This is a genomic window from Actinoplanes sichuanensis (assembly GCF_033097365.1).
GTDB classification, from domain to species: Bacteria; Actinomycetota; Actinomycetes; order Mycobacteriales; family Micromonosporaceae; genus Actinoplanes; species Actinoplanes sichuanensis.
The window spans coordinates 5,923,507-5,944,448 of record NZ_AP028461.1 but is presented as its reverse complement, the minus strand read 5'-3'; the positions used below and the strand labels follow the sequence as shown (position 1 = coordinate 5,944,448).

Sequence of the window (20,942 nt, the reverse complement as noted above, 5' to 3'; positions counted from 1 at the left end):
TCGGTCCTCCCCGTTTTCGAACGGCACACCTTAACCTCAAGGCGGCGGTACGGAGATCAACATCAATCCGCCACATCGTCGTAAACGGTGCACTATGTGGTCCATGTCACGTCTGGTGGGATGTTCGGACCGAGTGACTCAGATCAACAGCGTTGCGGGGCGGCCCGCAGTAGCGTGGCGGCGTGTCTTTGAAAGCAGATCTGACCAGCGCCGACCTCAACGAGGTCCGGCAGTCCGCTCTCGGTGCCGCCGACCCGCTCGGAGTCGCCGCCGATCTGGCCAAGGCCGCCGGCGACGGACGCCTCGCCGACCCGCAGGACGCCGGCCTCGCGCTGGCGCTCGCCGCGGAGATCGCCGAGAGCCGATCAAAACTCGATGCCGCCCTTCGGTACGTGGAGGGCGCGCTCGAAGCGTACGGAAAGCGTGACGACAGCCCGGTCGCCTCGGCGCGGGCGCTGCGTTCGCGGATCCTGTTCCGGACCGGCCGCGGCGACGAGGCGTTCGCCGAGGTGGAGCCACTGCGCCCGCTGCTCACCCAGTACCCGGACGCACCCGCCTACATCACCGCGGCGCTGGCCGTCGGCGGCCGCGCCGTCGAGGCCGAGAAGTGGCTGACCGAGGCCGTCGATCAGGTGCTGGCCGAGCGCGGCGCCGCCGAGCCGTCCGACGCCGACGACGCCGGGGTGCTGTTCTTCCTGCTCCAGCAGCGGCACCGGTTGCGGCACGCGCTGGGCCGTCAGCACGACACCCACGACAACCTGGCCGAGCGTCTGGAGACCCGGCTGGCGAACGCCGCCCCGGTCGCGGCGGCCCCGGCCACCGACCTGGTGTTCTGGCCCGAGGCGGAGTTCAACCGCCTGGTCAAGCAGACCGACGCCTACGGCACGACGTGGGCCGAGCACCGCTCCCGCCTCGAACACGAACTGGTCCGCCAGGCCGCCGCGGGTGGCACCGACCTGGCCGTGCTGCCGGGCTCTGTGGACGCGTTGACCGCGCAGGCCGGAGTGGGTGGGGACCCGGCGTCGGCCGACAACCGTGCGGCGTACGCCCGCAAGCTGTCCACCGGCACCGCGCGGTTGCCGTGGCCGCCGGAGCGCAACGGCGCCTGCTGGTGCGGATCCACCCTCAAGTACAAGAAGTGCTGCCTGCCGCGCTCCCGAAGCTGACTGACCCGGGGCGGCCCGGCCCCCTGCGCCGGGCCGCCCGTATGCACTCGTCGCGAACCCGGTCGGGTCGCCCGTATGCACTTCGTCGCGAACCCGAGTGCCTGCTCCACCCCGTCGTCGCGCATCTGCGCCACGGTGTCGGCCGGCATCGGGCAACCTGTGCCGTCCCGGTAGCCGGGTTGTCGGCAGTCATTCGGCTCCGGCGGTGGCCGGCTGGCGTACCGGGAGCAGCGGATGCCCCGCGGCACCCGTTCCCCGACACCCGCCCGGGCCGAGCGACTGGAGCACCCGGCTCGCCCTCGTGCCCGGGTGGGCGGTGAGCGCACGCAACAGGGCGGTCGTGTCCGGCTCCGACTTGAGCAGGCGGTGGAGCGGCACCTCGTCGTCGCCGGAGGCGGCGGCGACTGCGGCGGCCAACTCGTCGCGATCCAGGTCGGCGAGCAGCGTGCGGATACCGTCGTACTGATCGGCGGCGCTACCGGCCAGATGCGGGTAGGCCTCGGCCACCTCGAACGTCGTCACCATCGCGAGCAGCACGTCGTCGGTGCGGGTCGGTCGGCCCTGACGCTTCGCCATGTCGTCGGCCTCCAACGACGCCCACAGGACCGGGGCCGCCGCATGGTTGACGCTCGACCGCGTGACCACCGACATCAGGAAGTCACGCAGGCCACGCCCGCGATACTGCTGCCGGCCGATCAGCTTGTCCCGGACCGCCCAGAGCCGCGCGGGCAGCCGCTCCGCACGAGCCGGAGGTTGCCCGGTCCGCAGCGCCCGCCGAACGGCTTCGACATCCGCGCCGCAGAAACGCAGCAGGGTCACCGCACCGGTGCCCGGATCGTCCAGGATGGTGGCCAGCAGCTGCTGCGAAGTCCGGGTGCCCGAATGGTAGGCGGCGCACCGCACCAGAGCCGCCCGCACCCCCGCGGTGAGCGGAAGCGTCGCGTGCCCCCGAACGACCGCCGCAACCGGCGGCGCCGGCCCATCACCGATCACACGTTCCCGCAGCACCGCGCGCAGCACAGCCGGAGTGATGTCGAAAGCATCGAGCACCGCCGCGACCTCAGGTGCCGCGCCGGCCATCCCAGCCAGCAGATGCACGGTGCCGAGCTCGTCCCGGGCAGCAGCCCGAGCGATGGAGAGAACTGCGGGAAACCGATCGTCTCCGGTGAACGTGACAGCCATGCCGAGAAGGCTATGGACGGCAGCCGCCCCACACTTCTGTCTACGAGCCAGAGCCACCTCTACCAAAGGTGATAGACGAGAGCCCCCGAGTCGCACCGCCCGCACAGCCCCACCCGCTCACACGGGGCTGACTTGCCCCCGCTCGGGCTCGTATGGCCCGGTCTGTTCCGCACGGCGCCCGGCCTGGCTCGCACGGCGCCCGCCTGGCCCGCACGGCCCGTATGGCCCGGCCTGGCCCGCACGGCGCCCGCCTGGCCCGCACGGCCCGTATGGCCCGGCCTGGCTCGCACGGCCCGCATCGCCCGGCCTGGCTCGCACGGCCCGCGGCCTTGGCCCGGCTCGCGCGGTCCAGCATGGCCCGCACGCGCGGCCTCGCCGCACAGCCCGCTCCGAGACCGGAATCCGATCCTGGCCGCACAACTGCACGACCGGCGCGGCCACAGCCGAGATCCAAAAACGTCGGCCCCTGGGACCCGCTCGGATTTTGGTGAGGCGCCGCTCCGCGATATCATGGAGGTGACGGAAATGTTTTCGAGCAAAGTATTCCTGGCATCCTCCTGGCGCGTCTCTGAATTTATGAAAAGCGGGTTTTCGAGAAGTTCGGAACTGTTGCGGTGAGGGGAGAAAGGGAAAACTCTCGATCTCGGTTCGTCGCTGATTGCCGCACGGCAGTAGCGCTGAATGCAGGCCGGCTCGATTGTTGCTGAGAGTCACCGTGGGCGCCGTCATCCAACGGCCACCCGGTCTTGAAATCTGCGGCATGTCGCGCTTGGGGTCGGCTGTGGCGCACCGGGGGACCCTGCCGCAAGGAGGTTCGGGCCTTGGGCGCGGAGCGGCGGGCTGTGAGGTGCGGGCCGGTTTCCTTGCCGAAGATGGTTGCTTGCCGAGGTCGTTGGTGAAGGGTTCGCCAGCGCAGGGGTCGGCTGTGCAGGGGCCAGTGGTGCAGAGGTCGGCGGTGCGAGGACCAGCGGTGGAGAAGTCGGTGGTGCGGAGGTCGGCCGTGCGAGGGCTGGCGGTGCGAGGGTCAGCCGTGCGAGGGCTGGCGGCGCGAGGGTCAGCGGTGCAGAGGTCGGTGGTGCAGAGGTCGGCGGTGTGAGGGCCTGCCGTGCGAGGGCTGGCGGTACGAGGGCCAGCGGTGCAGAAGTCGGTGGTGACGAGGTCGGCGGTGCAACGGCTGGCGGTGAAGGAGGTCGGCGATGCAAGGGCCGGCGGTGTAGGGGTTGGCGGCGGCTTGGCGGGGGATCGCGGCGGTGAAGCAGGCCTTCGCGCCTCGACGGATGCGCGTCTGGTAGGGCCGGTTTGGCTACGCTCTGTGCTGTATGTTGGAGGGCTCGAGCGGAGACGGCGTAGCTTTTCGGCGTGGCGGCGTTTCAAGCCCCATGCGCGGTTCTTTTCGTGTTCGCGGCGGAAGGCCTCACGTGCCTCTGAATAGTTTCGGGACGCGGTTCGGTCGCGCATCTCGGCAATTTCGGACCTGGTGAACAGCGACCCCTGGCTCATGCATTAATAGTCCTCCGCCCCGGACTCGAAGTGTAAGAAGTAGATCATGCCAAACTGGCTTTTCAAGGGTTCTGCATCGGTTCTTGATGGATACCGCTGAGCGGGGCGGGCCGCCCTGGTGAGGCCGACGACAACCGCCGTAGCCACGGGGCATGGAGACTCGCGCGCCGGGGTGGCCGGCGCGAGCGGGGATGGGGCTGGTCAGGCCTTGCAGTTGTACTGGACCGGCGTGCCGACCTGGAGTGGTGACGGTTCGAGGATGTTGACCGTTGCGGTTTCGGTGCTTGCGCCTACGCCGGTGAAGGTCCATTTCAAGGTCAGGGCGGCGGTCTGCTGGCCGCTGCCGACCTGTTCGGTCAACACGGCTCCGGGTGGGGCGTCCGAGCGGAACCACTGGTAGCGGATCACGCCGCTTCGGCCGTTCGTCCGGACGGTGGCCACCACGTCGACGGTTACGTCGCAGCGGGTTCCGGCCGGCTCGGGTACCGATACCGTCACGCCCTCGACCTTCAATGGGCTCAGGCGTTGCCAGATGTAGAACCCGACCACCCCGATCAAAGCCAGGGTCAGCAGGCTGGAGAGTACGGACACCAGCCGGCGCCATAGCGGGCGACGGCGGCGGGCAGTTCCGGCTGCGCCGGGCCAGGCGGGGGTGGCCGCAGGAGTCGCCGGTACACCCGGGCCGAAGCGCAATTCGTTCTGGGCGCGGACGGTGGGTAGCGAACCGCCGGGGAGAGGGGTCGGGTCCACCGGCGCCGTCCAGGGAGACGTCCCGATACCGACCGTCTCGCCCGGATCCCCGCGATATCCGGAAGGATCGCCCAACCGAGCGGTGGCATCGCCGGAATACACGTTCGGCTGGCCGAGGTGAGCGGTGGGCGCGTTCGGCTGGCCGAGGTGAGCGGTGGGCGCGTTCGGCTGGCCGAGGTGAGCGGCGGGCACGTTGGGCTGGCCGAGGTGAGCGGTGGGCAGGCCAGGCGGCGCGGGAGGGGTGCCGGACGGGCCGAGATACGCGGTGGGCGCGTTAGGTTGGCCCAGATACGCGGTGGAGGCGTTCGGCTGGCCCAGATAGGCGGTGGCGTTGCCGGCGTCCGCGGCGGCCCGCCCGGTGACATCTCCGAGATGTCCGGGGCGGTCGCCGGGTTGCGCGGCGGGCCGGCCGAGGTAAGCGGTGCCCTGGCCCTGGTCGGCGGTCGGCGGGCCGGGTTCAACGTCGGACCGGCCGAGGTAGGCGGTGGCCTGGCCGGCGACGTCACCGAGATGCCCGGGGCGGCCGAGGTACGCCGTGGTGTCGCCGGGCTGTGTGGACGGATCAGCAGCGGCACCGCCGGCGTATGTGGTGGGACCGCTCGGCGGCGGGCGGTCGATCGTCGGCCACGGGTCGGCCGGCACCGCCATGGTCTGGTCGTCGACGGGCTCGTCCGGCCGGTTCACGACGACCGTCCCCAGTTCGACACGGCCTGCTCCTAACCGGGGGTACAGATGTTGTCGAGGGTCACGTAGGTGGGCGACGCCGACCGGCCGGTGTTCTTGGCGGCGTCGACGGCGACGACCGACACCGGAATCCGGGTGGCGGTCTTGGGGATCGAGAGTGGCCCCAGCGTCCCCTGGAAGGTTCCCCGACGGAGCGGGCTCATCGATCCGGTGAAGGTGCTTCCGTTCAACGTGTAACGGAACGTCACCGTCAGCGCTCCGGCGGCGCTCACGTCGTCGGTCACGGTGGCCGTGATGGTGCTGGTCCGGGGGCCGTACGAGCACCCCGTACCCTCGATCCGGGTCGGGTTTGCGCCGACCGTGCCCACCGTCGGTGCCGTGGTGTCCGGTGGCGGTGTGCTGATCGACGGGCTCGGCGAAACCGACGGCGAAGCCGAGGTCGAGGCCGAAACGCTGGGTGAGGCCGACGGTGACTTGCTCGCGGAGGCCGACGCCGACGGCGATCTACTCGGAGCGGTGCCGGGATCGGTGGCCGAGGACGGGCTGACCGAGGCGATCGGGGTAGCCGAGATCTCCGCGGGTGCCACCCCGGACGGCCCGACGGTCGCCGGAGCGATCCCGGGTGCAGCGGTCGGCCCACCCGAGACGGCGGTGGTCTCCTCGGCCGCCGACGCGTACTGATATCCCATCCCGCCGAGCAGCAGAGCGACCGCGACACCGGCGCCGACCAGCGCGGTCACCTTCCGGTTGCCGCCGAACCGGCCGCGCGACCCGGTGCCGAGCGCGGTGGTCGCGAAGGCGGTGGCGCCGGCATTGCCGTCCGGGAACGGCCACAACGCCGCCAGCAGAGCCGCCCGGCGACCGAGCTCCCGTAGGCCCCGGCCCTCCCAGTCCGAGCCGTAGGCGTCCCCGGCGACCTGCTCCAGGACGTCGAGGAAGGCGATGGCGTGCGGCGGCCGGTCGGTGGGCTGCTTGGCCAGACCGAGACGGAGCAGATCGTGTACGGGCTCCGGCGCCGGATCGGTCGGGATGGGCGCGTTCGTGTGCTGCTCGTGCAGGGCGAACAGGTTCGTGCCGTCGTACGGCGGCTTGCCGGTGAGGCACTCGAAGAACGTGGCGGTGGCGGCATAGATGTCGCACGCCGGAGTCGCCGGCGCGCCGGTCCACTGCTCGGGAGCCATGTACCGGGGTGTGCCGGTGACCACCGTCCCGGTGCCCTGGCCGACCTGGGTGGCGATGCCGAAGTCGGCGAGCTTGCTCTGCCCCTCGCCGGTGACCAGCACGTTCTCCGGCTTGTAGTCGCGGTGCACGACACCGTGGGTGTGCGCCGCGGCCAGCCCGGCGAGGGAGCCCTTGAGCACCACCAGCGCCGCCTCCGGGGTGGTCGGGCCGTGCTCGCGCAGCATCTGCCGCAGCGACACCCCGTTGACCAGCTCCATCACGATCGCCGCGCCCTCGGCGGACTCGACGTATTCGTACAGACGGGAGACGTACGGATCGTCGATCTCGCCGAGTAGTTGCGCCTCGCGGCGGAAGGCGGCCCGGAACGCCGCGTCGTCGCCCAGGACGTGCACCAGGTATTTGATCGCGACCGCGGTGCCGGTCTCGTCGTGGGTGGCGAGCACGACGGTGCCCGACGCCCCGGCGCCGAGCCGGCGAACAGGCGTGTAGCCGGACAGCTCCCAGCCGCTCATGACAAACCCCACCGTCGAGGGCGGATGCCTACCTCCGCCGCGCCGATCATTCTGGTCACGACCAGGCTAGTAGGCATCCGCACATCGGGTGTTTTCAATGGGCCGGATGGGCTACGTCGATCGCGTCGATCTCCGCGTAGTGCGCGCCCTTTCCGTACGAGATGAGGTTGTCTCCGGCCCTGAGGGTCACCTGCCGTTCGCTGACCTGCCAGTTGTCCCAACCGGTGACCGGATAGTCGACCGCGCCGGAGGCGACGCCGTTGACGGTCAGGGTGTGGCTCGCCGCGCCGCCGTCGGACCCGTTGGCGAACCGTGTGTAGAGCCGGTAGTCGCCTGCCCGGGGGACGCGGACGGTGAAGGTGACCCGGCTGTCGGCGAAGTCGATCCCGCCGACCACCACCCCGTTGCTCGCGCCGCCGGCGGCGTACCGGGCGTTGGCCCGCGCGAAGTCCGCGTCCTCGGCCTCGTAGCGGATCTTGGCGCCCTCGACGACCGGCCGTGCGTCGAGCCAGTCGAGCCGTCGCGAGTACATCGCCCGGTAGCCGAAGCCCGGGTCCCAGCCGTGGAAGACGATCCGGTCCCGGCCGTCCGGCCCGGTCACGACGTCCTGGCCGCCGGGTCCGCGGACGGCGCCGCCGAACGCGTCGGTGGTCATCAGCGGGACGTCGGCCTTGGTGTACGGCCCGCGCAGCCGCGAGGACGTGGCGTAGCTGCTCACATAGCTGCCGTTGCCGAAGAAGTTCGCCGAGTAGAACAGCACGTACGTGCCGCCGTGCTTCCACAGCGTCGGCGCCTCGACGAGGGTGCCCTCGAACGGTTTGTTCTGCTTGATCAGCTCGGTCTCGGCGCCGACCCGGCGCAGCCCGTCTCCGCTGACCTGCTGAAGGTGCAGTCAGGTGTCCTGCGCGCAGCAGTTGCCGTCGTTCTTCCACAGGAGGTAGCGGCGCCCGTCCTCGCGGTACGAGGACGCGTCGATGGCACCGCCGATCTCCGGGGTGCAGACGAGCGAGGTGGCCTGCGGGACGAACGGCCCGCCGGGAGAGGTGGCGGTGGCGGCTCCGATGCACTGTTTGCCGGAGGCCCGGTCGTGCGCTGTGTACCACATGACGAAGCTGCGTGGCCCGGTGGCGAACACCTCCGGCGCCCACACGCCGCGGTCGCCGGAGCCGCCCGGTGGGAAGGTCCAGTCCGGGTCGACCCAGGCGCCCAGGGTGGGTAGCGCGTCGCTCTCCTGAACCGTCCAGCTCTCCAGGTCGGTCGAGGTGGCCCATCTGATGTTCCGGCCGTCGCTGTTGGTGGCGTAGGCGTAGTAGGTGTGGCCGACCCGCATGACGTCCGGATCGGCGAAGTTCTGGTCGATGACCGGCGCGGCCGCGGCGAGCGGGGTGACCGCGGCGAGCGGGGCGGCGAGCTGGCCGGCGGCCATGACCAGGGCGGCGAGGACGGCATGGGGCGCGATCATGGAACCCTCCACTGAGGTCGTTCGGTGGGGATTCATCATGGTCATTTCGTGGGAGACGGTGTCAAGAACGGGAGTGCGTTCCGGCGACACCGGTCACGTACGCTCGATCGGGTGAACATCGGTAAGGGTGACATCGCGCCCGATTTCGAACTGCCCGACCAGGACGGCACTCCCCGGCGGCTGAGTGACCTGGTCACCGCCGGGCCCGTGGTCCTCTTCTTCTATCCGGCGGCGATGACCCGCGGCTGCACCGCCGAGGCCTGCCACTTCCGTGACCTGGCGGCCGAGTTCCAGGCGGCGGGTGTGCAGCGGGTCGGCATCAGCAAGGACCCGGTGGAGAAGCAGAAGCAGTTCGCGGACGCGCACACGTTCGACTACCCGCTGCTCTCCGACCCGGATTCGAAGACCATCGAGGCGTACGGGGTGAAGCGCCGCCTGAGCCTGGGCCCGCTGAGCACCAAGCGGATGACCTTCGTGATCGGCACCGACCGGAAGATCATCGACGTGATCCACAGCGAGCTGGACATGAATCAGCACGCGGCCCAGGCACTCAAGGTGGCGGTCGCCGCGAAGGCGTGACCCGGTGGAAGATCGCGCACAGCCCGGCCAGCACCAGCGCGAAGACCGGCAGCCACAGCAGGCGATGGACGGGCCAGGCTCCGGCCGGCTCGTCCAGCAGGCCCGGCAGCGGCCCGGCGAGCATCCCGGCGAAACCGACAAGCAGTAGCGCGCTCTGATGCCAGCAGTACACGGTCATCGCCATCAGGTTGAGCCCGGCGACCGGCGCCCACACGATCGGCCGGCGTAGCCATCCGGCGAGCCGGTCGCGGACCAGCAGGAACACCCCGAGCTGCGCGGCCGCCAGGGCCGCCGCGAACAGCGACGGCGGATCGAGATTGGACCAGCCGTCACCCGGCACGCCGACCGCGCTCGCCGGATAACCGGCCACCAGCACCAGCAGCGCGCCGGTCACGACACCGGCCGGCAGCAGCACGAGACCGGCCCGGCGGGGCAGGGCGTCCTGGGCCAGCGCGATCCCCAGAAGGTACGGCGCGGCCCAGCCCGCCACCGTCGCCACCGGATGCAGCCACGCCGCGGCGTCCAGGTGCCGGGTCACGTCACTGACCGCGACCAAGGCGAGGGGCAGAACCAGCGACCACAGTCGATACCTGGTCACCGCGGTCCGCAGCAGGGGAGCAAAACCGGTCAAAGTCAAAAAGACCAGCAAAAACCACATCGGATGTACGAGTAGCGAGCGCACCACGTGCAGGGTGTCGTCCGGCGCCCCGACCGCACTGAGGAGCAGCCAGGCCGGCACCCACACGGCGGCGAGCACCAGGACCGGACGTCCCAGCCGGGCGACCCGGGTGACCAGTGCCCGGTGACCGCCGTCAGCACGGGCGGCCGCGAACCCACCGGCGAAGAAGAACAGCCCGAGCGTCTGCAGCAGCCACGTCACCGGGATCAGCGCCGGCCGGTCCGGCAGCGGGCTCGCGCCGTGCCAGTCCGACGGCCGCGTCGGGTCGCTGACCAGCGCCGAGACCAGCCAGTGCCCGACGACCACACCGACGATCGCGACCGCCCGCAGCCCGTCGATCGTCCGGTCCCGATGCTCCGGGGTGGCCGCTTCGATCCGCGCGACCAGACTCATGCCGCCCCTCCCGAACTGGTCGCGAAGGCCGTCTCTTCCGGGCGGGTCGCGAAGGCCGTCGCTTCCGGGCGGGTCGCGAAGGCCGCCTCGCCCGTTTCGATCGTGAGCGTCGCGTCGCCGGTGGCGGCGGCGATCCGGGCGAGCGCCGCCATCGAGTCCGTTCCGGGCGTCAGGTAGTGGTCGTGATCGTGGACATCGTCGGTCGCGAACGACCCGGCCCCGAACCGCGGATCGGTCGGCGCGGTGCCGTGCCCCAACCCGAGCAGCCGCCCACCGGGCACCCAGCCGATCCAGTCCGAGCTGCTGAGCCCGGCCCACACCCGCGCGCCGCCGCCCAGCGCGGCGACGTCGTCCACACCCAGGCCGGGGCTGCCGAAGACGGCGATGTCGGTCACCCTCGGGTCGAGCCGGGCCGCCGCGTGCCCGATCACGGTCGATCCGTAACTGTGCCCGAACAGCGCGATCGTGGCCCGCGGGCGGACCGCGGCGAGGCCGTCCACGAACCCGACCAGCGCGTCGGCGCCGGCCTCGGCCAGGTTCGCGCGGGCGGCCTCGTCGACACCCTGCGGCGCGTCATAACCGAGCCACGCGATCACCGCGAGCCGATCCGCATCCGAGGCGGCTTTCCGCAGGTCCGCGGCCCAGATCGCCGGTGATCGGTACGCCTGCCCGCCCACCCCGCGCCAGAAGTTCTGCAGACGGTTACGCATACCCGGCACGAGCACGACGATCCGCCGCGCGGTGGTCAGATCACCCGACACCTCGGCGACCCGCCCACGTCCCCGCGGGTCGAACAGCAGGAAGTCGCCGTCCGGCCGGTCGATCCCGGCGGCGAGCATGGCCCGCCGGTTGGCCTGGTACCGCAGCTCGACCGGTGCGCCGTCCAGGTTCCCGACCACTCCCGGATGGCCGGCCGCCAGCTCGCGCCGCTCACCCTCGGGAAGGGACGCGAACCAGTCCCGGGCCGCCATCGGGTCCGGCAGGTCGGGGTGGCCCCCGGCCCGCCACTCGGCGATGCCGACCGGGGCGAGCACCGATGCCGCGGCCGGTGGGGCCAGCACGGCACCCGCCGCCGGCGCCACGATGACCGCGGCCATCGCCAGGAAGGTGCGCAACCGTCTGATCAGATGCATGCCGATCACCGTGCCGGGCCGGCGGCGGCGTCACATCGGCCCGTGGATCACAGCGGAGGCCGCCCGCGGGCGTAATCCCACGAGCCGATGCCGGCCGATCTTTGCGTCGATACAGTCGGCGCCATGTCCACCGTACGAAGCCGGACCGGTGCCGTGCTCGCCTGGGGCGGCGCGCTCCTTTTCCCGTTGGCCCTGTTCACCGCCGTCGCCGCGCCGGGCGACGGCGACCCGCTCGTGCAGGGGCTGATCATCGTCATGGCCCTGGTGCTGCCGGTCGGTGCGGCCCGCCGTGCCCCGCTGGCGGCGCTGGTGCTGCTGGTGATCGGCGGGGCGGCGGTCTCGGTGCTCGCCATCTCGGACGGCATTCCGGAGCGGGCCGTCGCCGCGGTCTTCATCGTCGTCGCCGACGTGATGGTCGGCAACGTGGCGGCCCACCGGGCCCGGCGGGTGTCCATCCCGGCGGCGGTCCTCACCGGGCTGGTGCAGCTGGCGCTGTTGCTGCTCTTCGAGAACCCCGGTGACCTGCTGACCATCTCCACCATCATGGTCCTCGCCGTGGTCACCGCCTGGGTGGTCGGCGACTCGATCCATCAGCGCCGACGGCACGCGGAGGCGCAGCGGGAACAGGCCGAGGCCCGGGCGGTGGAGGCGGAGCGGCTGCGGATCGCCCGTGAGCTGCACGACATGGTCGCGCACAGCATCGCGGTGATCGCGGTCCAGGCCGGGATGGGCCGTCGGGTGATCGACACCCAGCCCGCGGAGGCCCGTACCGCGCTCGCCAACATCGAGGAGACCAGCCGGGACACCGCGGCGGCGCTACGCCGGATGCTGGGCTCGCTCCGGCGTACCGATGCCGGGTCGGGTCCCGCGCCCCGCGATCCGGCGCCGGGTCTGGCCGATCTGGATGGTCTGGTCGCTCGCAGCGCGCAGGCCGGGGTGACGGTCGACCTGCGTCGAGACGGGGATCCGCGGCCGCTGCCGCCGGACATCGACCTGTCCGCGTACCGGATCGTCCAGGAGGCCGTGACCAACGTGATCAAACATGCCGGAGTCGGGCGTTGCGACGTCGCGGTCCGGTGCGATTCCGGCACGCTGACCATCGAGATCAACGACGACGGCACCGGCCCGGCCGGCGGTGCCGACAGCACGCACAACGGCCTCACCGGCATGCGCGAGCGGGTGAGCCTGCTCGGTGGTGAGTTCGACGCGGGCCCGCGCACCGGGGGCGGCTTCCGGGTGAGCGCCCGGATCCCGCTGCCTGGAGCGGCGGCGCGGTGACGAGGGATCAGGCGGACGCCGGGACGGCGGCTGCGGCGGACGCGGGTTCGGCGGACGCGGGGGAGGGCACGGTGGGTTCGGCGGCGGGCGGGGATCCGGAGAGCGCGAAGATCATCCGGGTGGTGCTGGCCGATGATCAACCGCTGATTCGCAGCGCCCTACGGGTGCTGATCAACGACGCCCCCGACATCGAGGTGGTCGGTGAGGCGGCCACCGGCGCCGAGGCGGTCCGGCTGGCCCGCGAGCTGCGCCCGGACGTGATCGTGATGGACATCCGGATGCCGGTGATGGACGGCATCGAGGCGACCGGGCACGTCCTGGCCGGTCCCGATCCGGCTCGCGTCCTGGTGCTGACGACGTTCGACGACGACGAGTACGTGTATGCCGCCCTGCGCGCCGGGGCCAGCGGTTTCCTGGTCAAGGACATGGCGCTGGACGACATCCTGGGCGCGGTCCGGGTGGTCGCGGGCGGGGACGCGCTGATCGCCCCCAGCGTGACCCGCCGCCTGATCCGTGACTTCGTGGCCGGTCCGCGGACCACGCCACCGCGCCGGCGCCCGGACGACACGATCACCGACCGGGAGCGCGAGGTGCTGACCCTGGTCGGCCGCGGCCGGTCGAACGCGGAGATCGCCGGCGATCTGCACATCAGCCCGGCCACGGCCAAGGCGCACGTGGCCCGGCTGTTCACCAAGCTGGACGCCCGCGACCGGGTGCACCTGGTGATCATCGCCTACGAGATGGGCCTGGTCACCCCACCGGAGTGACCAGGCCCCGACGCGTCAGGCGGTCCGGCAGGACAGCGTGGGCCAGGTCCAGTTGCCGCCGTGTTGGATGGTGAAGCCGAAGGTGTCGCCGTTGCCGTTCGGGCGGCCGGTCATCACGTTGCCGCTGGAGTCCCAGGTGGCGCTGACGTTCCAGGTGGCGGTGATGCGCTGCGGGGAGCCGACCGTGACGGTGACGATCCAGTTGCTACTGCCGGTCACGGTGACCTGGCCGTTGAAGCGGTCGTTCCACTTCTGGCCCTCGCTGTAGGTGGCCGTGCAGCCGCCGCCACCGGGGTCGGTCGTCGGGCTGGTGGACGGGCCGGGTGACGACGGGCTGGGGTTGGTGGGCTGCCCGGTGTTCAACTGTGCGAGCACCGCGTCGTACGCCGCCTTCTTCTGCCCGCTCCCGTTGAACAGCAGCGGCGTGCCGGAGGCCCGCCACGAGTCGCTGTCCCGGACGCCCCACACGGTGATGCCGGTGCACCGGGCGACCGCCTGGCAGGCCTGGACGATGCCGCGGTACTGATCGGCCTGGCTGGAGCCGGAGCCTTCGATGTCGAGCTCGGTGATCTGCACGTCGACGCCCAGGTCGGCGAAGTTCTGCAGGGTGGTGTGGTAGTTGCTGGGCACCGGGTTGCCGGAGTTGAAGTGGGCCTGGAAGCCGACGCAGTCGATCGGCACACCCCGGGACTTGAAGTCCTGGACCATCCGGTAGACGGCCTGTGTCTTCGCGTGCGACCAGTTGTCGGTGTTGTAGTCGTTGTAGCAGAGCTTGGCGTTCGGGTCGGCCGACCGTGCGGCGCGGAAGGCGGCCTCGATCCAGTCGTTGCCGGTGCGCTGCAGGTTGGAGTCGCGGCGGGCGCCGGAGGCGCCGTCGGCGAACGCCTCGTTCACCACGTCCCAGGCGTAGATCTTGCCGCGGTAGTTGGTGGCGACCCGGGTCACGTGGTTGAGCATCGCCTGCCGCAGCGACGAACCCTCCATCCGCTGCATCCAGCCGGGCTGCTGGGAGTGCCAGGCCAGGGTGTGGCCGCGGACCCGTTTGCCGTTGCCGGTGGCCCAGTTGACGATCTGGTCGCCGGAGCCGAACGAGAACTGGTTCTGGTTGGGCTCGGTGGCGTCGAGCTTCATCTCGTTCTCGGCCGTGATCATGTTGAACTCACGGTTGGCGATGGTCGTGTACTGCGAGTCGCTCAGGCGACTGCCGGCGATGGCGGTGCCGAAGTAGCGGCCACGCTCGGCGGCGGACGCGCCCAGGGTCGACGCGGCGTTCGAGGTGCCCTGCCAGAGGATCGCGGTGGCGGCGGTCATGGCGACGACCACGCCGGTGACGGCGGCGGCCCGCCAACTCTTTCGGTTCATCGGGGGATGAGCTCCTTGCCTGCGGGGAACGGGCATTCCGAAACTTCCGAAAACCTTCCGGAAGCATGCGACGGATATTACGTGGACTTTCAGCTGTCAGATAGACCGGCGCCGCTGCAATCGGGCCGATAATTGGCCACAACTATCGGAATCGAATCTGTTACGCGTGGCCTGTTCTGGAAGTCGTCCATGGCGGGATTCGCGCGAACGTGTCCGAAGCTGTTTTCTTCTGTTGACTTCATGCATGTAAATAGTTCAGTGTGTTGGCAATGCGCCGTTGATCGAAGGGAAACAATCGATGCCGCGATTGCCCGCGAAATCCCTGCTCGCCGCCGTACTTCTGGTCCTCTCCGTGCTCGTCGCCCCCGCCGGCCCCGCCTCGGCCGCCGATCCCGTGCACGGCCTGAAGGGCGAGTACTTCCGGATGTCCGCTCCGGGCGCCCGCGACTTCGCCGAGCTCGGCGGGATCGTGCTGGACCCGAACATCGACCTGCCCGGCCTGGCCGGCGCGTTCGAGTCGCTGACCGGCCGCACCGAGCACACCACCGCCCGCTGGACCGGGAAGATCACCGCCCCGGCGACCGGCGACTACACGTTCTCGATGATCGGCGACAACGGGTTCCGTCTCCTGATCGACGAGCGGCCGGTGATCGACCACTGGGTCGGTGACTGGGACCGTGAGCAGGTCAGCGCACCGGTGTCGCTGGTGGCCGGAGAGGCGCACGCCGTACGCATCGAGATGTTCCAGGATGTCGGCGGCGCGAATCTGTTCCTGCGCTGGTCGGGCGCCGGACTCGACAAGCAGATCGTCCCAGAGAGCGCTTTCACGCCGCCGGACGGCTTCCAGATCTTCCCGGTCGCGTTCACCGTGCAGCCCGACGGGCAGACGCTGATCGCCGACTTCGACGCCACTGTGGACAGCCTCGGCACGCTCGCCGGGCACCTCAAGGTCGAGGTCGACACCACCCCGTTCCCGATCAAGAGCGTCCGGAAGAGCCGTGACAGGGTCGTCGTCACCCTGTCGGAGAAGGTGCAGAAGAACCAGAAGGTCCGGGTCGCCTACGACGGCACCGGCGGCCTGGTCGTCGGCGGCGAGACCGTTCCGCAGGTGATCCGTTCGGCGGCGAACACGTCCACGCACCGGCTGACCACGCCGTGGGGCGATCGGGTCGACAAGCGGAATCCGCTGCCCGAGTACCCGCGCCCGCAACTGATCCGCAAGGACTGGCTCAACCTCAACGGCCAGTGGGAGTTCGCCGACGCCGAGGCCGGTGAACAGCCGGTCTTCGGGCAGAGGCTGGCCGAGAAGATCACCGTCCCGTTCCCGGTCGAGTCGCAGCTGTCCGGCATCGAGCGGCGTGCGGACCACATGTTCTACCGCAGGCTGATCACCGTCCCGCACGGTTGGACCGGCAAGCGGATCAAACTCAACTTCGGCGCGGTCGACTACCAGGCCAAGGTCTGGGTCAACGGCACCCTGGTCACCGAACACACCGGCGGCTACACGGCGTTCACCGCCGACATCACCAGCGCGCTCAAGAAGCACGGCCCGCAGGAGATCATCGTCGGCGTCACCGACGTCACCGGTCCGAACCAGCCCAAGGGCAAGCAGTCGCTCAACCCGGGCGGCATCGTCTACGAGCCGTCGTCCGGCATCTGGCAGACGGTCTGGTTGGAGCCGGTCGCCCCGGTCGCCGTCGACGGTCTGGTCATCACCCCGGACGTCGCCACCGGATCGGTCACCGTGCGCGTGACCTCCGCGACCGCCGCCAAGGTTGCCGTCACCGTCAAGGACAAGAAGGGCAAGAAGGCGGCACAGGCCTGGGGTACGTCCAACACCGACCTCAACCTCAAGATCGCCGACCCGCGACTCTGGAGCCCGGACGACCCGTATCTCTACGACGTCGACGTGAAGCTGGGCGGCGACACCGTCCGCGGCTACTTCGGATTGCGTACGGTAGCCGTACAGAATATCGGTGGTTTTCCGAAGTTGACGTTGAACGGAAAGCCGGTCTTCTCGCTGGCGACGCTGGACCAGGGGTTCTGGCCGGACGGTCTCTACACTCAGCCCAGCGACGCCGCCCTCAGGTTCGACCTGGTCGAGACCAAGAAGCTCGGCTTCAACGCGGTCCGCAAACACATCAAGGTCGAGTCGGCCCGCTGGTACCGGCACGCCGACGAGCTGGGTCTGCTGGTCTGGCAGGACTTCGTGTCGGCCGACATCAACAGCACCGCCGGCCAGGAGGCGTTCCTCAGTCAGGGCCGGGAGATGATGCGCCAGCTGCACAACTTCCCGTCGATCATCGGCTGGATCGTCTTCAACGAGGGCTGGGGCGAATGGGACCGCACCGCCACCGGCCAGATCGCCACCCAGATCAAGTCCGAGGACCCGTCCCGCATCCTCAACGCACACAGCGGCGTCAACTGCTGCAACTCCAAGGGCGACTCCGGTCGGGGTGACGTGATCGACCACCACGACTACGTCAACAACGACCCGGCCTACCCGGACGCCACCCGGATCGCGATGGACGGCGAGCACGGCGGCTTCACGCTGCGCACCCCGGGGCACATGTGGCCCGGCCCGCCGGCCGTCATCTACAGCGGCGTCGCCGACAAGGCGGCCCTGACCGCCAAGTACGTCGACAACACCGAGCGGTACTACCTGGAGGCCGCGGCCAACGAGCTGTCCGGCTCGGTCTACACCCAGTTCACCGACCTGGAGACCGAGCTCAACGGCCTCTGGACCTACGACCGGCGAGAGATCAAGGTCGACCCCGCGGCGGTACGGGCGATCAACGCGCGTGTCATCGCGGCCGGCGCGACGTCGGGGCAGGCCCGCACGTATCCCGGTCACGGCGACTGGAACCTGGACGAGAACACCGGAACCACCGCCCGCGACAGCGGCGGCGACAGCCACCTGACCCTGACCGGGAACACCGCGTGGACCCCGGGCGTGACCGGGTCGGCGCTGAAGTTCGACGGTGACGGCGACTACGCGGACACCGCCGCGCCGGTCCTCGACACCACGAAGGACTACACCATCTCGGCCTGGGTGACGCTCGACCGCCTGCCCGGCAACTACGCGACCGCGGTCAGCCAGGACGGCCGTCGCACCGAGAATCCCTTCTACCTGCAGTACGGCCAGGGCGCCTTCGCCTTCAGCACTCCCGGCGGCAACCGGGCCCGTCTGGTGACGACCCCCGAACTGAACCGCTGGTACCACCTGGCCGGCGTCCGTGACCACGCCACCGGCGAGATCCGTCTCTACGTCGACGGCGTCCGGGCCGCCACCGTGGCGGCCGGTCCCGACGTGGTCGGCACCGGGCCGCTGTCGGTGGGCCGGGCCAAGTACGCCGGCAACCGGGTCGACTTCTGGTCCGGTTCGGTCGACGGGGTGCACGCCGTCGACCGGGCGCTGACCGACGCCGAGATCACCGCCCTCTACACCGCTCGTTGATCCTGGACCGGCGTCTCACCCCGTGGTGAGGCGCCGGTTCATCTCCTCGGCCAGCCTGGTGTTCAGCTCGGCCAACTGCTGATCGGTCAGCTTGCTCAGGTCGCCGGTCTGGTTCGTCTGCTCCTGCTGCCGCTTCTGCTCCTCGATCCGCTTCAGTTCCTGCTCCTCCGGGGAGCCCGGCGCCGCGTACGCACACCTGATCAGCGCACCCTCGGCGGTCTTCAGGCAGGTCGCCTCCCGGCCGCCGACCTGTCCCCGGCCCTCGATCCGGTACCTGATGCTCTGCGGACTGCCGACCGTGGCGGTCCACGTGGTCCCGCCGGTCGGCACCACCTCGAACACCCGGTCCTCGTTCCAGCAGCAGACGTCCCGGTACTCGGCCTTGATCAGCGCCACCACCGCCTCCGGCGACGACCACGTCGGATTCAGCCGGTGCACGGTCATCGGGGCCAGACCCAGACCACTCTGCCGGGTGGCCACCGTGGACACCGCGACCACCGAACTCGCCTCGCCCTGCGGGGTGAGCGGGGTGACGTACGCGCTGCCGGTCCCGTCCGCGAACCGCAACGTGAACTCGGAGTTGTTGCCCTCGTTGGTGCCGTCGTCGGAGGCGTCCCAGCCGCCGCGCTCGAACCACCAGTCGGCGAACCCGCCGACCGCCGCGGTGCCCTCCCGCTGCCGGGCGGCCAGGCTGATCGGATAGGTCGGCCCGGGGATCGACGCGGTGTCGTTCGTGATGGTCAGCTGCCCGGTCCGTCCGTTGTAGAGCGCCGTACCGGCCGGCCGCTCGGTCACCGTCAACACCCCGACCTGCCGTTTCAGTGGTACCACCACCATCGGGGTGTCGCCGTCGCAGTAGACGTAGACGTCCCGCTCGTCGAACCGCACCCATCGCTGCTCGGCCGAGATCTTGCGGCCCAGGTTGTGGCCGAACCAGCCGCCGACCCGGGCGCCGGCCGCGTCCAGGTCGAAGGCGCACCGCTGCGAGCTGCGGCTGTTGCTGCCCAGCGGGACGTCCTGGACCAGTCCCACCTCGTAGCCGGACAGCCAACCGCGCCGCTCGACCAGCGTGCCGAACCGGTCCGAGTCGGGCAGGTAGGTGATGTCGAAGATCTCCCCGGTGACGTCGCCCAGGTTCGGCGCGGCCTGCGCCGTCCCGACCAGGTAGGGCGCCCGCGCGGTCAGCCCGGGCACCGGATCGTCGACCACCACCATGGCCGACGCGTAGTCCCGGTCCCGTAGATACGAGTCGTAGACCAGCCAGCCGATCCCGAGCACCAGCCCGACCGCCGCACCGAGAACCGCCAGCACGCCGACCCCGTCCGGCTGTCGTTCACCGCGCCGGAGGGCGGCGCTCACCAGTTGCGGCGCCGCGTACAGCACCACCACCAGCAGCACCAGCACCAGCCACGGAATCAGCTTCCGCAGCTCCCAGGCGACGATCGTGGTGGCGTAGGACGCCCACCAGAGGAACAGCGCGGTGATCCCGACCAGCGGAAGAACCCATCGCAGCGCACGACCCACCGAAACCTCCTGGCGACGGGAGTGAAGGACTCCGATTGTTCGTCACCGTGTCCAGCCGACCCGGTTGGGCCCGGACCTCTGCGGGTAGCTCGGAGCCGTGCCCGAGGAATCGAACACCGCCACCGCCGAGGACCGTGCCCGCCTGGAGCGCGAGGACCGGGAAGAGCGCGAGCTCGTCCGTGAGCCGGACGTCAACCAGGAGTCGAACCGGTCGGCCACCCGGCTGGAGCTCTTCTTCGACCTGGCGTTCGTGCTGTTCGTGGCCGGATGCGCGGACCTGCTGGCCAAGGACGAGACGGCCACCGGCGGGCTCCGGTTCGCGGCCGTCGTCGCGGTCGGCTGGTGGGCGTGGGCCAGCACCACCCTCTACGCCAACCGGTTCGACACCGACGACGCGATCTTCCGGCTGCTCACCCTGACCGGGATGGGCGGCGTGATCATGATGGCCGCCGCGGCCGACCAGATCACCGGCCCGGCCTGGACCTGGTTCGTGGCCGGTTACGTGCTGCTGCGGGTGGTGCTCACCATCGGCTACCTGCGGGTGTGGCGGACGCTTCCGGAGACCCGGGCCGGGATTCGGCCGTACCTCCTCGGGCATGCCGCCGGAGGCGCGTTCTGGCTGGTGTCGCTGATGGTGCCGGCGCCCGGTCGGTATGTCCTGTGGGCGGCCGGGGTGTTCGTCGACCTGCTCGGTCCGGCGCTGAGCGCCCGCCGGCCGGACGCCCCGCCGCTGCACATGGAGCACCTGCCGGAGAGGTTCGGGCTCTTCGTCATCCTGGTACTCGGCGAGTCGGTCGCGGCCACCGTGCACGGCCTGCACGACGGGAAGTGGACGTCCGGGACGACGATCACCGCGGTGGCGGCGTTCCTGGTGGCGGCGGCCCTGTGGTGGTCCTACTTCGACCTGTCCGGCGGCGCCGCGAAACGCCGCCTGGTCCAGGAGGGCGAGCGCACCCGGGAGGGCGTGCACGACTTCTACGTGTACGCCCACCTGCCGGTCGCGGTCAGCCTGGCCGCGGTGGCGGTCGGCCTGGAACACGCCATCGCGCACGGCTCGGACGACCATCTCGCCGCCGGCACCCGCGGTGTGCTCGGCATCGGCCTGGCCGGTTACCTGCTCAGCGCCGCGGTCATCCAGGGCGTGCTGTCCCGCCGGTACCGTCCCGCGCTGATCTGGCCGGGCCTCGGCGTCCCGGCGATCGCCGTCATCATGCTGCTGGACCTGAGCCCGGCCGTGCTGACCGGGCTCTGCGCGGCGGTCCTGATCGCCGGTGTCGCCACCGGCATCCACCAGCACCGGCAGGGCGAGATCAAGGTGGCCAAGGTCTGACC

Annotated in this window: 14 protein-coding genes and 1 pseudogene; 6 read left to right on the top strand and 9 right to left on the bottom strand. The window is 70.6% G+C overall.

Features of this window, described 5'->3' with window-relative positions; translation table 11 throughout:
* The first annotated feature begins 182 nt into the window (after positions 1-182).
* Entirely contained in the window at positions 183-1,166 is a 984-nt protein-coding gene (locus Q0Z83_RS27405) for an SEC-C domain-containing protein (RefSeq protein WP_317796876.1), read from the top strand.
* Between the two features lie 189 nt (positions 1,167-1,355).
* Here the strand turns inward: Q0Z83_RS27405 and Q0Z83_RS27400 are convergent, their stop codons facing one another.
* The 5 genes and pseudogenes from Q0Z83_RS27400 to Q0Z83_RS27380 form a co-directional block, all read right to left on the bottom strand.
* On the bottom strand, positions 1,356-2,348 hold the full coding sequence (locus Q0Z83_RS27400; RefSeq protein WP_317796875.1) for a Clp protease N-terminal domain-containing protein: 993 nt from the start codon (positions 2,346-2,348) through the stop codon (positions 1,356-1,358).
* Positions 2,349-4,049: 1,701 nt separating this feature from the next.
* Positions 4,050-5,282, bottom strand: a complete 1,233-nt coding sequence (locus Q0Z83_RS27395) for a hypothetical protein (RefSeq protein ID WP_317796874.1) — start codon at positions 5,280-5,282, stop codon at positions 4,050-4,052.
* Positions 5,283-5,314: 32 nt separating this feature from the next.
* Entirely contained in the window at positions 5,315-6,976 is a 1,662-nt protein-coding gene (locus Q0Z83_RS27390) for a serine/threonine-protein kinase (RefSeq protein WP_317796873.1), read from the bottom strand.
* A 94-nt stretch (positions 6,977-7,070) separates the two neighbouring features.
* Complete coding sequence (locus tag Q0Z83_RS27385; protein WP_317797143.1) at positions 7,071-7,508, bottom strand: CBM35 domain-containing protein; 438 nt, start codon at positions 7,506-7,508, stop codon at positions 7,071-7,073.
* Positions 7,509-7,538: 30 nt separating this feature from the next.
* Positions 7,539-8,402: pseudogene (locus Q0Z83_RS27380) on the bottom strand (glycoside hydrolase family 43 protein); the annotation flags it as partial.
* 147 nt (positions 8,403-8,549) lie between these two features.
* Between Q0Z83_RS27380 and Q0Z83_RS27375 the strand changes: the two are divergent.
* The gene (locus Q0Z83_RS27375) at positions 8,550-9,017 is read left to right on the top strand and encodes a peroxiredoxin (protein ID WP_317796872.1); all 468 of its coding nucleotides are present in this window, start codon (positions 8,550-8,552) and stop codon (positions 9,015-9,017) included.
* Here the strand turns inward: Q0Z83_RS27375 and Q0Z83_RS27370 are convergent.
* Both Q0Z83_RS27370 and Q0Z83_RS27365 read right to left on the bottom strand, forming a co-directional pair.
* On the bottom strand, positions 8,989-10,089 hold the full coding sequence (locus Q0Z83_RS27370; RefSeq protein WP_317796871.1) for an acyltransferase family protein: 1,101 nt from the start codon (positions 10,087-10,089) through the stop codon (positions 8,989-8,991). The two genes, Q0Z83_RS27375 and Q0Z83_RS27370, sit on opposite strands and share 29 nt — an antisense overlap.
* The gene (locus Q0Z83_RS27365) at positions 10,086-11,222 is read right to left on the bottom strand and encodes an alpha/beta hydrolase (RefSeq protein ID WP_317796870.1); all 1,137 of its coding nucleotides are present in this window, start codon (positions 11,220-11,222) and stop codon (positions 10,086-10,088) included. The genes Q0Z83_RS27370 and Q0Z83_RS27365 overlap by 4 nt, the downstream gene beginning before the upstream one ends.
* Positions 11,223-11,345: 123 nt before the next feature.
* Between Q0Z83_RS27365 and Q0Z83_RS27360 the strand changes: the two genes are divergently transcribed.
* The gene (locus Q0Z83_RS27360) at positions 11,346-12,500 is read left to right on the top strand and encodes a sensor histidine kinase (RefSeq protein ID WP_317796869.1); all 1,155 of its coding nucleotides are present in this window, start codon (positions 11,346-11,348) and stop codon (positions 12,498-12,500) included.
* A 110-nt stretch (positions 12,501-12,610) separates the two neighbouring features.
* Entirely contained in the window at positions 12,611-13,267 is a 657-nt protein-coding gene (locus Q0Z83_RS27355; RefSeq protein WP_317797142.1) for a response regulator transcription factor, read from the top strand.
* A gap of 15 nt (positions 13,268-13,282) precedes the next feature.
* Here the strand turns inward: Q0Z83_RS27355 and Q0Z83_RS27350 are convergent, their stop codons facing one another.
* Positions 13,283-14,629, bottom strand: coding sequence for an endo-1,4-beta-xylanase (locus Q0Z83_RS27350; protein WP_378079219.1), 1,347 nt, complete (start codon positions 14,627-14,629; stop codon positions 13,283-13,285).
* A gap of 298 nt (positions 14,630-14,927) precedes the next feature.
* Here Q0Z83_RS27350 and Q0Z83_RS27345 point away from each other — a divergent pair, with 298 nt between their 5' ends.
* Complete coding sequence (locus Q0Z83_RS27345; protein WP_317796868.1) at positions 14,928-18,086, top strand: LamG-like jellyroll fold domain-containing protein; 3,159 nt, start codon at positions 14,928-14,930, stop codon at positions 18,084-18,086.
* Between the two features lie 15 nt (positions 18,087-18,101).
* Here the strand turns inward: Q0Z83_RS27345 and Q0Z83_RS27340 are convergent, their stop codons facing one another.
* Entirely contained in the window at positions 18,102-19,610 is a 1,509-nt protein-coding gene (locus tag Q0Z83_RS27340; protein WP_317796867.1) for a hypothetical protein, read from the bottom strand.
* A gap of 97 nt (positions 19,611-19,707) precedes the next feature.
* On the opposite strand from Q0Z83_RS27340, the gene Q0Z83_RS27335 reads away from it, so the two are divergent.
* A complete protein-coding gene (locus Q0Z83_RS27335) occupies positions 19,708-20,940 on the top strand; it encodes a low temperature requirement protein A (protein WP_317796866.1) in 1,233 nt (410 codons plus the stop codon).
* The last annotated feature ends 2 nt before the right edge of the window (positions 20,941-20,942 follow it).

Coding starts and splice junctions, on each gene's coding strand:
- Q0Z83_RS27400 (WP_317796875.1), bottom strand. CDS start 2,348: ATGGCTGTCACGTTCACCGGAGACGATCGGTTTCCCGCAGTTCTCTCC.
- Q0Z83_RS27390 (WP_317796873.1), bottom strand. CDS start 6,976: ATGAGCGGCTGGGAGCTGTCCGGCTACACGCCTGTTCGCCGGCTCGGC.
- Q0Z83_RS27385 (WP_317797143.1), bottom strand. CDS start 7,508: ATGTACTCGCGACGGCTCGACTGGCTCGACGCACGGCCGGTCGTCGAG.
- Q0Z83_RS27370 (WP_317796871.1), bottom strand. CDS start 10,089: ATGAGTCTGGTCGCGCGGATCGAAGCGGCCACCCCGGAGCATCGGGAC.
- Q0Z83_RS27365 (WP_317796870.1), bottom strand. CDS start 11,222: ATGCATCTGATCAGACGGTTGCGCACCTTCCTGGCGATGGCCGCGGTC.
- Q0Z83_RS27360 (WP_317796869.1), top strand. CDS start 11,346: ATGTCCACCGTACGAAGCCGGACCGGTGCCGTGCTCGCCTGGGGCGGC.
- Q0Z83_RS27350 (WP_378079219.1), bottom strand. CDS start 14,629: ATGAACCGAAAGAGTTGGCGGGCCGCCGCCGTCACCGGCGTGGTCGTC.
- Q0Z83_RS27345 (WP_317796868.1), top strand. CDS start 14,928: ATGCCGCGATTGCCCGCGAAATCCCTGCTCGCCGCCGTACTTCTGGTC.